We start from the raw sequence: 13,121 nt of genomic DNA on the forward strand, positions 1-13,121 counted from the left end.
GCCTCGGTCGGGCATGCCCTGCGCAGTGCGCTGTGGTTATGTCGGCAGGCCCGCGGGACCTGCCGGACGGGCGGCTGCCGGGAAGCGACGAGGCTTCACCGGACAGCAGCGCCGGATCAGACCGGTTGCAGGCGCGGACGCGGAGTGGCGACCGGCATGTTCTCGCCGTCCAGGGGCAGGAAGCGTTCCTGCTGGGCGTCGTACGCCTTGATTTCGCTGGTTTCGATGGAATAGACCCAGCCATGGATCTGCAGCTGGCCGCTGGCCAGGCGCGAGGCCACCGAGGGATGGGTCCGCAGGTGCACCAGCTGGGCGACCACGTTCTCCTCGGTCAAGAAGCCCAGGGTGCCGCCGTGGCCGCAATCGCAATGGCTGTGGTCCTCGACCACGGTACGAGCGACTTCGGCGTGGCGCAGCCAGGCCTTTACCGTGGGCATCTTTTCCAGCGGATCGGGATTCAGTACGGCCTTCATGGCGCCGCAGTCGGAGTGGCCGCAGATGATGATGTGCTTCACGCCGAGCGCCACGACCGCGTATTCGATGGCGGTGGAAACGCCGCCGTTCATCTGGCCATAGGGCGGCACCACGTTACCGACGTTACGGGTGACGAAGAGATCGCCCGGCGAGCTCTGGGTGATCAGCTCGGGCACGATCCGCGAATCGGCACAGGTAATGAACATGGCCTTGGGCGACTGCGCATTGGCGAGCTTCTTGAACAGCGCTTCCTGTTCCGGAAAGACATCGTGGCGGAAACGCTTGAAACCATCGACCAGTTGCAGCAGGGCCTCGTCGGGCGCGCCGTGGGTATCAGTGTTGTCGCTCATCTGTTTCTGACCTCATCTCAAGTACGCAATGGCAGCGGCAAGCGCTGGTGTAATGGCTAGACGCCCCCCGGCCTCGCCTCGATACGCCCCGGCCATCTCGGGCTCTGGTGACGTCTTTCCGTGGCGATCCCTTGCCTACTTGAAGCACCTTCAGGCACCTCGATTTCGCATCCTGGTGGAAACAACCTTAATCCACGCTGAAAGAATCTCTCGTGACCTACAACGCAGAAGATATTTCAAACTTATACTGAGATCATCCCGCCATTATCCCTGCACGATCCGCGACATTCGCACTTTTATCGGCACGAAGCCAACAATTCGCCGCCAAGTCGCGCCTTTCGCCGTGAAGAAAATGTGAATTGCGATAGGCGAGGGCTTTCTCCTTGCCGATCAGTAGCTTGCGGGGGATGTGCGAAAGTGTGAACACAATGCCGTTGGCGCACATTCACCTTTCTTCCCGAGCTTTCGACGCGGCCTGTGACCTGTGGCACAGCGCCGCAGCCCGAAGCTTTCAGCAGGCTTTCAAAAAGGCTCTATCCCCTATAGGACAAGGGTTCCGCGCTTTTGCTGCATGGACAGACCACCGGCGTGAACCCATCCCCTGAATAATCGGGCCTCAGGATCTACGTCCGCCGGTCGATAGGGGTGCTTTACGGCTCACTGGAGACAGTTCATGTCCCTTCGCAACCTTTCCATCGCTCGCCGTGCATCGCTCGGCTTCGCCTTCATCGGTCTCCTGCTGTTGCTGCTCGGCGGCACTGCCCTGGTCAAGATGAACGACATCCGTGCCTCGGGTCTCGCCATCGAGCAGCGCTCCATGCCGCGCGTCGCTGCCCTCGACGAACTGACCGCCCTGACGCTGCGGCTGCGGGTGCTTTCCTACCGTCTGCTGCTTAACCGCGAGCCGGAGACCATCGCCAAGACCACCGCGCTGTTCGAACAGCGCAATGGTCAGATGCGCGCTGCCCAGCAGCGCTACGAGGGCCTGGTCCAGGCGGGCGAGGAGCGTGATGCCTACGCCCGCTACCAACAATTGATCGGCCAATACGCCAGCCTGCAACAGCGCATGCTGGCCTATTCCGCCGCCAGCCAGTTGGAGCCGCTGCGTCAGCTGCTCAACGAAGACCTGCTCGCCAACTCCGACGCGGTGAATGCCGTGCTCAAGCAACTGACTGACCTGGTCAATCAGCAGACCGCGGCGGCCAACGCCCTGGCGGCGGCCGACTATAGCCATGCCATGCAGTGGCTGGTGGCGCTGCTGGTCGCCACGGCGCTGCTGACCCTGGTGTTCGCCTGGTTGTTGATCCGCAGCATCACTCAGCCCATCGCCCGGGCCGTGCAGGTGGCTGAGGTGATCGCCACCGGTGACCTCACTGCAGAGATCCACAGCGAAGGCCGCGATGAAGCCGCACGGCTGCTACAGGCCATGAAGACCATGCAGGGCCAGTTGCGCCAGACGCTGCAGGGCATCCTCGGCTCCGCCACCCAGCTCGCCTCGGCGGCGGAAGAACTCAATGCGGTGACCGAGGAGTCCACCCGCGGTCTGCAGCGGCAGAACGCCGAGATCGAACAGGCCGCCACCGCGGTGAACCAGATGTCCTCGGCGGTGGATGAGGTGGCGCGCAATGCCGTGAGCACCTCCCAGGCGTCGCAGGAATCCGCGGGCGTGGCCCGGGAAGGCCGCGACCTGGTGCAGGAAACCGTGGGCGCCATCGACACCATGAGCGGCGACGTCCAGCACGGCGCCACCCTGGTCGGCGATCTGGCGCTGCAGGTCAACGACATCGGCAAGGTGCTGGACGTGATCCGCAGCGTGGCCGAGCAGACCAATCTGCTGGCGCTCAACGCGGCCATCGAGGCGGCCCGCGCCGGCGAGGCCGGTCGAGGCTTCGCCGTGGTGGCCGACGAGGTGCGGGCACTGGCCCATCGCACCCAGGAATCGACCCGCGAGATCGAGACCTCCATCGGCACCATCCAGCAGGGGACCGATCAGGCCGTGGCCGCCATGCGCAGCAGTACCGAGCGGGCGCAGAGCACCCTGGACGTGGCTCGCGGCGCGGGCAATGCCCTGGAACGTATCCATGGGGCCATCGGGGCCATCAACGAGCGCAATCTGGTAATCGCCAGTGCGGCGGAGGAGCAGGCACAGGTCGCCCGCGAAGTGGATCGCAACCTGGTGAACATCCGCGAATTGTCGATCCAGACCGCTGCGGGCGCCGAGCAGTCCAGTGCCGCCAGCGCCGAGCTGTCGCGCCTGGCTATCGACCTCAATGGCATGGTGGCGCGCTTCCGCCTGTGAAACCGCGGCTGCGGCGCCTGGAGCGCCGCCGCCGGGTCAGGGTCTCAATGCGAGTACAGCAGTTGCAACACCACGGTCAGCGCCACGAGCAGGCCGAGCGGCGTGAGTACCGCGGAAAGCAACAGGGACAGCGCCTTGCCGGCGCCGGGACGCGAAATGGTCGGCATGACGTTTCTCTCAAGGCTCGGAAAGGGAGTCGGGAGCCACAGGGCTCCGTAGGACGAATTGTCCATCAGCCGAGGCACAGCGTCATGTCAAGAAAGCGCAAAGATGCGTAAAGCCCAGTGAGATAAAGCGCTGGGCCGGAGGGCTGAGCGAGGCGCGCGAGCGGTCGGATCGTGACCTCTCGGCGAGGTCGAGGACCCAAGCGCCGAGCCGTTGAAGAACGGCAGCGGCGCCGGGTCGATCAGACGCGGAAGCGCGCCGCCAGGCCGTGGATTTCGTGGGTCAGCTCGGCGAGTTGGCGACTGGAGGTCTCGATCTGGTCGGCACCGTTCTTGGAGACGCCGGCCAGTTCGCGAATGTTGATCAGGTTGCGGTCCACCTCGCGCGCCACCTGGGCTTGCTCCTCGGCGGCGCTGGCGATGACCAGGTTGCGCTCGTTGATGTCGCTGATGGCGACGAAGATGTGCTCCAGGCTCTCGCCGGTCCGCTCGGTGGTGCTCAGGGTGGTGTGGGCCAGGGCATTGCTGCGCTGGATGGCGGCTACCGCCGATCCGGTGCCGGTCTGGATGCTGCCGATCATCTGCTCGATTTCCAGCGTCGACTCACGGGTGCGATGGGCGAGGCTGCGCACCTCGTCGGCCACCACGGCGAAACCTCGACCGGCATCGCCAGCGCGAGCGGCCTCGATGGCCGCGTTGAGCGCCAGAAGGTTGGTCTGCTCGGACACCGCACGAATCACGTCGAGTACCTTGCCGATCTGATTGGCCTGTTGCGCCAAGCTGGCGATGACGGCTTCGCTTTCGTTGACCGTGGTCTGCATGGTGTGCAGTTCGCTGAGTACCTGGGAGACCTGGCTGCGACTGCCAGCGGCCAGGCGATCGGATTCGCGCGCGGTATCGGAGGTGGAGGCTGCATTGCGCGCCACCTCTTCCACGGCGGTGGTCATTTCCGTCACCGCGGTCACCGCCTGCTCCAGCTCCTGTTGCTGCTGGTTAAGAGTGCGATTGCTCTGGGCGGTTACCTGGCCCAGTTCCTGGGCCGCGGTATCGAGTTGTTCGGCGGTGCGGTTGAGCTGAGCCAGAGTATCGCGCTGGCTGGTCTGCAGGGTGAGCAGGCCGGCGAACAGCTGGCCGATCTCGTCATGGCTGCGTACCTCGATGCGCCGGGTCAGGTCGCCGGTGCTCATGGCGGCGAAGTGCTCGCCGGCCTCGCGCAGCGGCGCCAGTACCCGGCGGGCGATGAACCAGCCGGACAGTACCGCCAGCAGCAGGGTCAGGCCGACCAGCAGCAGGCTGCCGATCTGCGCCTGGGAGACGCGACTGTCGGAGGCCGCGAGGGTGGCCTCGATGCGCCCGGTGATCTCGTCGGTGAAGGCCTGGCGGGTATCGGCGAAGGCCGTGCTGGCGCCCTTGGCGCCGTCGCTGATGCGGATGTAGCCCGGCAGGTCCCCGGCGCGGCAGGCGGCGATCTGTCCCTCGACGATGCCCTTGTAGGCATCGAAGGCCTTGAGCATGGCCTCGATCTGGTCACGCAGCTTGGGCTCGCTGACCTTGGCCTGCATGTCGGTGATCAGCTTGCGGGCGATGTCCAGGCGTTCCAGCGCCAGTTTCACGCCTTTTTCGGCCTTGGCTGTATCGCCGTTCACGCGATCCAGCATGGCCGTATGGGAGTTGGCACTCGCGCGGCTGATCCAGGTGGCGGCATTGTTGACGCTGTCGAGTTGCTCCATGGTCAGGCTATCAAGGTCGCGGATCTGCTGAGCGCTGGTGCGGGCGCTGAACCAACCGTAGAGGCAGGAGAGCAGCAGGCAGACGACGAACAGGCTGAGCACGCTGTACATCCCGGTACGGATTCTTGTTGTTCTTTGCATGGCGATCTTCCTGAGGGAAAAAAAGCTGAAACGCACGGGGCGCCTTTCGTAAAACTTTTTCGTCAGGAATACGGTAGGACTTTAGCCAGCGTCGATGGCCAGAAGCCAGCCGGTAGCAGGAAGGGGCTGAGAAGTTGCCAGACATCTATTCACAGCGAAGGGCCCGACGAGCGCCGGGCCCGGAGGGATCAGGACAGCGGGGTGAACTGAATGACCTCGACCCAGTAGCCGTCGGGGTCCTTGATGAAGGCGATTTCCTTCATGCTGCCGTCGGTCAGGCGCTTCTGGAAGGCCACGCCCAGCTGTTCGAAACGCTCGCAGGCGGCGCGGATGTCCGGGACCGCCACGCAGGTATGGCCGAAGCCGCGCGGCTCGCTGTTGCCGTTGTGGTAGCTGAACTCGGCGTCGTTCTCGGTACCGTGGTTGTGGGTCAGCTCGAGGATGCCCGGGGTGGACTTGCGCCAGCGCTGGCGGGCTTCCGGATCCGCCGGCACCTGGTTGCGATCGACCAGGGCGAGGAAGGTCAGGCTGAACTTGGCGTCCGGGAAGTCCTTGTGATCGACCACGGTGAAACCCAGCACGCGGGTATAGAAGTCCAGCGAGGTCTCCAGGTTCTTGACTCTCAGCATGGTGTGGTTGAAGACGAATTCCCGGGTGGCGGCGTCCGGCTGGGCGGTCACGCCCGGCAGGTTATCGAATTGGCTCAGCGACATCAGGATTCTCCTGTGAGGGTGTGGAAGTTGGAGAGGCGACCTGACGCAACGTTCCCGCGAGGGGCGACGCCTGGGTGGTCGCTCACGAAAAGGGCAGCAAGTCTAAAGGGACCTATGAGCCTTGCCCAAACACGATTGGATACTTTTGGCCGCTACGCTGAACGACGAATGGTCGAAACCCCGGCGCTAGAGCCGTAGTCGGATTTCATGAGCACACTGCCTGTGCGAATCGAAGGAGACTTGCTATGAGCAGCACTACCGACAAGATCAAGGGTACCGCCAAAGAAGTGGCCGGCAAGGTCAAGCAGGGTATTGGCGAAGCCACCGACAATTCGCGCATGAAAGGCGAGGGCCGCGCCCAGGAAGCCGAAGGCAAACTGCAGAAGAATGTCGGTAAGGGCAAGGATGCGATCAAGAACACCATTGATCGCGCCTAAGTCCGCTTCCGAACCGGGTTGAGGTCATTCGGTTGATCGCCGATTGCAGCCCAAGCCAAGCTCCCAGCTAGCTTGGTGACCGTGAAAACGCCGCGCTTCCCTCTCAGGAGCGCGGCGTTTTTTAATTGTCTGATCGGAATTGGTCAGGGCCGGGCTCTTATGGACCATCCATTAGGCCTCCACTAAAGCCACCTCGCGGCCATGGCGGCCCGCCCAAACTGGGAATAGGTCGGCCTGTAGAGCAACTGTCCTATCGCGGCCATGGGCCGCTCCTACAGGTACGGATGCCACTGTAGGAGCGGCCCATGGCCGCGATAGCAGCTCTCGAACGCTGGATACAAGCTCCACCGTTGCCCATGACCCTCCATGCTCTTCCGCCCGCTAGGCAAAGGCGTGACTGATCGGCATTGCCCCGGGGCTGTTATCCATCAGGCCGGGTCCAGCTCCGGATAGTGCCGGAAGATACCGTGCTCGCTGAACGGCAGGCGCCGTGGCGAGGCGAGATAGGCCGCGATGTTGGGCAGGGTCGCCACCCGCTCGGCCACCCCCAGCACCCGGGGAATCTCCGGCGCCAGGCGCCGCATGGCGTTGGGGAAGGCGTAGGTCAGGCCGGCCACCACCTGGAACAACGACAGATCGACGTAGGAGCGGCGGTCACCCACCAGCCAGGTGTCGCCGGCCGGGTTGTAGCCCAGCACTCGCTCGAAGTAGCTCAGGTAGGTGCGGATGCGCTCGCCGGCGAAGGCCTTGGCGCGCCGCCGTGCTTCCTCCTGCTGCTCTTCATAGGTGAGGGAAATGGCCACCGGATGATGGACGTCGTGGGCCTCGGCGGTGAGATCGGTAATGGTCAGTTGCAGGCCGTGGACCCAGAACTGCGATTCCTCATCGGCCGGCACCAGGTCCAGCCGCGGACCCAGGTACTGGAGGATGTTGGCGACATGGGAGATGACCTCGTCGCCGGCTTTCAAGAAGGGCGGGGCGAAGGGCGGGCGCCGGGTCCTCTTGCCCTGCAGGTAGTCCTTCATGGCCGGTACGCCGAGGCCGTCACCCTCAGGTGCATTGCCGACATCGAGGTAGTCGGCGCCGGCCTCCTCGAGCGCCAGTCGGACGAATTCGCCGCGGCCCTGGATGCTGGGCCAATAGTGCAGTTCGTATCGCATGGGAACCTCCATCATCTGCCAGATTTACCGGTCCAGGAGTCGTGACCCTCGGCGCGGTTCGAAGGTTTGCCCGTCGTGCGCCTTTCACGACGAAGCGCACAACCAATTCCCATCTCTGCGACTCCTATCAACCAGCGGCTAGTAATGAGGACGGTGGGATGACGGGGCAACAACGGGCGGACGGTTCCATGCGCATAGGCATTCTCACCCACGTGAAACATCCGGTCCGCCAGCCCTTCGCCGGCGGCCTCGAAGCCTTCACCTACGACATCACCCTGCAACTGCGCGAGCGCGGCCATGCGGTGACCCTGTTCGCCAGTTCGGCCTCGGCGCCGGAGCTGGAAGTGGTGCCCATCCTCGACGACGGCAACTACGGCGCGGATGGCTGCCGGCGCAAGCGCAACGTGCTCAGCTCCGAGTACCTCGACGAACACCACGGCTATCTCGACTGCCTGCAACGCATCGATGGCTACGGCTTCGACGTCATCTTCAACAACTCCCTGCACTACGTGCCGGTGACCATGTCCGGGCTGATCCGCACGCCCATGCTCACCGTGCTGCACACCCCGCCATTCTTCGAGCTGATCAACGCCATCGGCGAACTGCATAAACGCGGCGGCGGCCATTACTGCACCGTGTCCCAGGCCAATGCGGACAACTGGGCGCAGTTGGCGCCGGCCTGCCACGTGATTCCCAACGGCATCGACCTCGACGCCTGGCGCCCACGCGATACGCCGATCGGCGAGCATGCCCTCTGGTTCGGTCGCCTGGTGCCGGACAAGGGGCCGCACCTGGCGCTGGATGCCGCCCGCGAGGCCGGCGTGCCGCTGCGCCTCGCGGGCCAGGCCACCGACGAGCGCTATTTCCGCCAGGAGATCGAACCGCGACTCGGCGAGCAGGCGGTCTATCTCGGTCATCTGGACCGCACCGCCCTGGCCGCCGAAGTTGCCCAGGCACGCGCCTGCCTGGTCACCCCCTGCTGGGACGAACCCTTCGGCCTGATCGTCGCCGAAGCCCTGGCCTGTGGCACGCCGGTGGCCGCCTTCGCCCGGGGAGCGTTACCCGAGTTGCTTACCGCCGAGACCGGCGCCCTGGCTCCGCCAGGCGATGTGCCGGCCCTGGCGGCGGCCCTGCGCGAGGCCCTGTCGCTGTCCCGCCAGGCATGCCGGAAGCGGGCCGAGGCTCAGTGGAGCCATCGGCTGATGATCGATCGTTACGAGCGCCTGCTCGCCGATGTCGCCGCCGGCCGGGTGGCCCGTGGCTAAGTTGAGCATTGGCTATTACGCCCACCATCACGGTGCCGGTCATGTGACCCGCGCCCTGGCCATCGCGGCCGCCTTCGATGGACCCCTGACCCTGTTCGGTAGTCGGCTGCCCGAACGAGTGGACCTGCCCAACGTCCAGCTCTGTCCCTTGCCGGCCGACGTGGCGCCAGGTGTCGAAGGCGAAGCCTTTGCCTGCCTGCACTATGCCCCTCTAGGAGTAGCGGGGTTGCGCGAGCGCATGGGGCTGCTGGTGGATTGGTTCCGCCGCGCCTGGCCCTGCCTGCTGGTGGTGGACGTCTCGGTGGAAGTGGCGCTGCTGGCCCGTTTGTGCGGTGTGCCGACGATCTATCTGCGCCAGCGTGGCAGCCGCTTCGACGCGGCCCACGAACTGGCCTGCGCCTGTGCCAGCCGCCTGCTGGCGCCCTATCCGGAATGCCTGGAAGAGCCTGGCACGCCGGACACCTGGCGGGCCAAGACCTGCTATGCCGGCAGCCTGTCGCGCTATGCCGGGCAAGTACCTGCGATAGCGCGGGAGCCCGGCACGGTCACCGTCATCGCCGGTCATGGCGGCACCGCCTTCAGCCGCGCGCGTCTAGCCGCCGCAGCGCAGCGCTGCCCGGACTGGCGTTGGACGGTGCTGGGTCCGATAGCGGACGACACCACACCGGCCCCGGCCAACCTGACGTTCCTCGGCAGCGTCGCCGATCCCGCCCCCTGGCTGACCCGCGCCGAGGTGGTGGTCGGCTCGGCCGGCGACAGCCTGGTGGCGGAACTGGCCGATCTGCGCTGCCGCTTCATCTGTTTGCCCGACGCTCGACCCTTCGACGAGCAACTGTCCACGGCCCGCTTGCTGGCCGCCCAAGGCCTTGCCATCACCCGCGAGCGTTGGCCTGCCGACCAAGACTGGCCCGGATTGCTCGTCCAGGCGCGCCAGCTCGACCCCGAACGCTGGGCGGCCGTGAGCGACGGCGCGGGCGCCCGCCGCGCCGCCGCCTGCATCCAGCAGGTCGCCCACGAGGTGCTGGCATGATCGTGCTGACCCTGGTCCATGGCCGCGAGCGGCAACTGGCCAACCTCATCCGCGGCCTGGAACTGGCCCCGACGCCCCCTGCCGCCTTGGTGGTGGTGCAGATGAACGAGCCGGCGCGGGTCCTGCACAGCCCATGCTTTCCCATCCAGGTGCTCGGCGTCGAGGATGACGGCATCCTGCCCCTGGCCGCCGCGCGCAATGCCGCCGTGGCTGCCGCGCCGGGCGAGGAACTGGTGTTTCTCGATGTGGACTGCATTCCGGCGCCGGACCTACTCGACGCCTATCGCCAGGCCCTGCAGGCACGGCCAGAGGCCTTGCACCAAGGCTTCGTCCATTACCTGCCGGCCGGTGTCGCCGAGGGTGACTGGACGCCGGAGGGGCTGCTGGCCACCGGCGTCGTCCATCCGCTGCATCGGGATCGCCCAGCTGGCGAGGCGATTCCCCATCCGCTGTTCTGGTCACTGAACTTCGCCTGCCGCCGCGCCACCTTCCAGCGTATCGGCGGGTTCGACGAGGGCTATCGTGGTTATGGGGGCGAAGATACCGACTTCGCTTTTCGCGCCCGTGACGCGGGAGTAGCGGTCTATCAGGCCGAGGCGCGGGCCTTCCACCAGTACCATCCCACCTATCATCCGCCGCTCAATCACTTCGCCAGCATCCTGGCGAACGCCCGGCGCTTTCAGGAACGCTGGGGACTCTGGCCCATGGACGGTTGGCTGCGCGAGTTCGCCGCCGCTGGCTACATTCACTTCGACGAAAGCCGCGGGATAGAACAACTCAGGGTGCCCAGCGCCGCCGAGATCGCCGCCTGCCGGGACGCCTCCGGGTCCGGCTTCTGACGCCGGCGCGCAACCAACCGGGCCCGGGCGACTCTGAAGGTAGGCATCCCTTTCGAGGAACGTACGTCAGGAGCCGCCATGTCCTTGTTCGCCTTCAGCCTGCGCGGCGTTTCGCCGTTCACCCTCATCAAGCGTGCCGTCCAGGAATTCGTCGCCGACGACATGCCTACCTATGCGGCGGCCCTGGCCTACCAGATGCTGTTCTCGCTGTTTCCCTTTTTGCTGTTCCTGATCGCCCTGATCGGCTTCCTGCACCTGCCGGACTTCTTCACCTTCCTGCGCGAACAGGCCGCCTACCTGCTGCCGACCAGTGCGCTGGACACCGTCAATCCCATCATCGACCAGCTGCAGACACAGAAGGGCGGGCTGCTGTCCTTCAGTATCATCATTGCCCTCTGGTCCGCCTCGGGCGGTTTCCGCTCGCTGATGACCGCCATGAACAGCGCCTACGACGTGGTGGAAAGCCGCCCGGCCTGGAAGCGCATTCCCCTGTCCGTGCTGCACACCATCGGCCTCGCCGGGCTGCTGCTCAGCGCCGCTGCCCTCATGGTGCTCGGTCCCCAGGTGATGAACTGGCTGGCTGCCTATGTCGGTCTGGAAGACTACATGGTGACCCTCTGGGCGCTGATCCGCTGGCCGCTGGCAGTGTTCCTGCTGATGATCGCAGTGGCGGCGCTCTACTACGTGACTCCGGACGTGAAGCAGAGCTTCCGCTTCATCACCCCCGGCTCGGCACTGGCGGTGGTTGTCTGGATCCTGGCGTCCCTGGGCTTTGGTTACTACGTGCAGAACTTCGCCAACTACAACGCCACCTACGGCAGTATCGGCGCCATCATCGTGCTGCTGCTGTACTTCTATATCTCCTCGGCGGTGCTGCTGTTCGGCGCGGAAATCAATGCGGTGATCGAACACCACAGCGACGACGGCAAGGAAAAGGGCGAGAAGACGCCAGGCGATGGCGGCGTGGAAGCCGACGAGGAAATCCAGGCGGCTAAGGAGGAAGAAGAGGGCGTACTGGGTGCACCGCGGGTGGTAAGGCGCTAGCTGTTTTCACATAAGCTAATCGCGGCCATGGGCCGCTCCTACAAAAGTATCCCCCCGTAGGAGCGGCCCATGGCCGCGATAGGGCAGCACCGCCGGTAGGGTGGATAACGGCTTCAGCCTTATCCACCGCTCCCGCCTCGTCCTCCCTGTGGAAAACCTTGCCAGGTCGCCACCGGGGGACGGACGAAAGCTGCCTTACTTGGCCTTACCCTGATTGGCCACGGCGGCCATCTTGGCGGCGACCTCATCCGGATCGGCCAGGTAGTAGTGCTTGGTGGGCTTGAGGTTGTCGTCGAACTCGTACACCAGCGGCACGCCATTGGGGATGTTGAGGCTGACGATGTCGCTGTCGGAGATGTTGTCCAGGTACTTGATCAGGGCGCGCATGGAGTTGCCATGGGCGACCACCAGCACGCGCTGGCCGCTGCGGATGGCCGGCGCCAGGACTTCGTTCCAGTAGGGCAGGACGCGCTCGACGCAATCCTTGAGGCATTCGGTGCGCGGCACCTGATCCAGCGACAGACCGGCGTAGCGCGGATCGGCGGCCAGGGCCTTTTGCTCCTCGACGCTCTGCTCGGGCGGCGGCACGTCGTAGCTGCGGCGCCACACCAGCACCTGCTCTTCACCGTACTTGGCGGCGGTCTCGGATTTGTTCAGGCCGGTCAGGCCGCCGTAATGCCGCTCGTTGAGGCGCCAGTCGCTCACCACCGGCAGCCACATCTGGTCCATGCCTTCCTGCACGTGCCACAGGGTCCGCACGGCGCGCTTGAGCACCGAGACATGGGCCACGTCGAACAGGAAACCGGCGTCCTTGAGCGCCTTGCCGCCCTCGTGAGCCTCGCGGATCCCCTGTTCGGTCAGATCCACATCCGCCCAGCCACTGAAGCGGTTTTCCAGGTTCCATGCCGACTGGCCATGGCGGATGAATACGACTTGCGACATGCGACCTCCATCTTGGGATTCATTGTTTGGCTCACGCCTACGCGAAGCTGTGCCAAACATACCGCAGATGGAGGCTGCCGGCATCGGCATCACGGAAACCGTGATGCGTCCGGCACTCGTAGCGAGTCTTAGGCGGCCAAGGCGCGACGGGTGCGCTCGATGACGCGCTCCAGACCGGCAGCAGCGCTGTACTGCTCGGGGTAGAGGCGCTCGCTGCGACAGGCGACACCGCGCTCGTCGACCACGGTGAAGCTGAAGCCGCCCTTGCGCGAAGCCGGGGTGGTGATGCACTGGAACGGCGCGAAGGCCGCCTGGAGGTGTTGCATGGCCGCGATGGCCTGATTTTGAATGTTCATACGACTATCCTTGGGATCCACGCTCAGTCGGCGCGGTGAAATAACTCCAGCAACCTCGTGCCCATAACGGCCGACGGCTGAATCTCTGGCTGGAGGAAGGCAGCGTGTGGGCAAGATGCCCAGGCATGCAGGTAAGTACTTGGGAAGGCAGGCAACCGGCCGGGCACGAGATTCAGA

At 65.1% G+C, this 13,121-nt stretch carries 13 protein-coding genes; 6 read left to right on the forward strand and 7 right to left on the reverse strand.

Annotation, left to right across the window (positions count from 1 at the left end; genetic code table 11):
- Positions 1-116: 116 nt before the first annotated feature.
- Positions 117-824: a carbonic anhydrase gene (locus tag QZ471_RS14190; protein WP_295464812.1), complete on the reverse strand. Its 708-nt coding sequence runs from the start codon at positions 822-824 to the stop codon at positions 117-119.
- A 673-nt stretch (positions 825-1,497) separates the two neighbouring features.
- Here QZ471_RS14190 and QZ471_RS14195 point away from each other — a divergent pair.
- Entirely contained in the window at positions 1,498-3,123 is a 1,626-nt protein-coding gene (locus tag QZ471_RS14195) for a methyl-accepting chemotaxis protein (RefSeq protein ID WP_295464814.1), read from the forward strand.
- A 44-nt stretch (positions 3,124-3,167) separates the two neighbouring features.
- On the opposite strand, the gene QZ471_RS14200 is transcribed toward QZ471_RS14195, so the two are convergent.
- The 3 genes from QZ471_RS14200 to gloA form a co-directional block, all read right to left on the reverse strand.
- Positions 3,168-3,290: a hypothetical protein gene (locus QZ471_RS14200; protein WP_295464816.1), complete on the reverse strand. Its 123-nt coding sequence runs from the start codon at positions 3,288-3,290 to the stop codon at positions 3,168-3,170.
- A gap of 239 nt (positions 3,291-3,529) precedes the next feature.
- On the reverse strand, positions 3,530-5,158 hold the full coding sequence (locus tag QZ471_RS14205; protein ID WP_295464818.1) for a methyl-accepting chemotaxis protein: 1,629 nt from the start codon (positions 5,156-5,158) through the stop codon (positions 3,530-3,532).
- Between the two features lie 188 nt (positions 5,159-5,346).
- Positions 5,347-5,871, reverse strand: a complete 525-nt coding sequence (gene gloA, locus QZ471_RS14210; protein ID WP_295464820.1) for a lactoylglutathione lyase — start codon at positions 5,869-5,871, stop codon at positions 5,347-5,349.
- A 245-nt stretch (positions 5,872-6,116) separates the two neighbouring features.
- On the opposite strand from gloA, the gene QZ471_RS14215 reads away from it, so the two are divergent.
- Positions 6,117-6,308, forward strand: coding sequence for a CsbD family protein (locus QZ471_RS14215; protein WP_295464822.1), 192 nt, complete (start codon positions 6,117-6,119; stop codon positions 6,306-6,308).
- 428 nt (positions 6,309-6,736) lie between these two features.
- On the opposite strand, the gene QZ471_RS14220 is transcribed toward QZ471_RS14215, so the two are convergent.
- The gene (locus QZ471_RS14220) at positions 6,737-7,468 is read right to left on the reverse strand and encodes a glutathione S-transferase (RefSeq protein WP_295464824.1); all 732 of its coding nucleotides are present in this window, start codon (positions 7,466-7,468) and stop codon (positions 6,737-6,739) included.
- Between the two features lie 188 nt (positions 7,469-7,656).
- Here QZ471_RS14220 and QZ471_RS14225 point away from each other — a divergent pair, with 188 nt between their 5' ends.
- The 4 genes from QZ471_RS14225 to QZ471_RS14240 all read left to right on the forward strand — a co-directional run bounded on the left by QZ471_RS14225 (position 7,657) and on the right by QZ471_RS14240 (position 11,646).
- Positions 7,657-8,733 carry a glycosyltransferase gene (locus QZ471_RS14225; RefSeq protein ID WP_295464826.1) on the forward strand — a complete coding sequence of 359 codons (1,077 nt, stop codon included), beginning with the start codon at positions 7,657-7,659 and terminating at the stop codon, positions 8,731-8,733.
- Positions 8,726-9,763: a hypothetical protein gene (locus QZ471_RS14230; RefSeq protein WP_295464827.1), complete on the forward strand. Its 1,038-nt coding sequence runs from the start codon at positions 8,726-8,728 to the stop codon at positions 9,761-9,763. Before QZ471_RS14225 ends, QZ471_RS14230 begins: the two co-directional genes overlap by 8 nt.
- Positions 9,760-10,602 carry a galactosyltransferase-related protein gene (locus QZ471_RS14235; RefSeq protein ID WP_295464829.1) on the forward strand — a complete coding sequence of 281 codons (843 nt, stop codon included), beginning with the start codon at positions 9,760-9,762 and terminating at the stop codon, positions 10,600-10,602. The genes QZ471_RS14230 and QZ471_RS14235 overlap by 4 nt, the downstream gene beginning before the upstream one ends.
- 78 nt (positions 10,603-10,680) lie before the next feature.
- On the forward strand, positions 10,681-11,646 hold the full coding sequence (locus tag QZ471_RS14240; RefSeq protein ID WP_295464831.1) for a YihY/virulence factor BrkB family protein: 966 nt from the start codon (positions 10,681-10,683) through the stop codon (positions 11,644-11,646).
- A 195-nt stretch (positions 11,647-11,841) separates the two neighbouring features.
- Here the strand turns inward: QZ471_RS14240 and gpmA are convergent, their stop codons facing one another.
- Together gpmA and QZ471_RS14250 are read right to left on the reverse strand one after the other, a co-directional pair.
- Entirely contained in the window at positions 11,842-12,588 is a 747-nt protein-coding gene (gene gpmA / locus QZ471_RS14245; protein WP_295464833.1) for a 2,3-diphosphoglycerate-dependent phosphoglycerate mutase, read from the reverse strand.
- Between the two features lie 128 nt (positions 12,589-12,716).
- Complete coding sequence (locus QZ471_RS14250) at positions 12,717-12,944, reverse strand: hypothetical protein (RefSeq protein ID WP_145008465.1); 228 nt, start codon at positions 12,942-12,944, stop codon at positions 12,717-12,719.
- Positions 12,945-13,121: the final 177 nt, after the last annotated feature.

The organism is uncultured Pseudomonas sp., assembly GCF_913774235.1.
Classification (GTDB): Bacteria; Pseudomonadota; Gammaproteobacteria; order Pseudomonadales; family Pseudomonadaceae; genus Chryseomonas.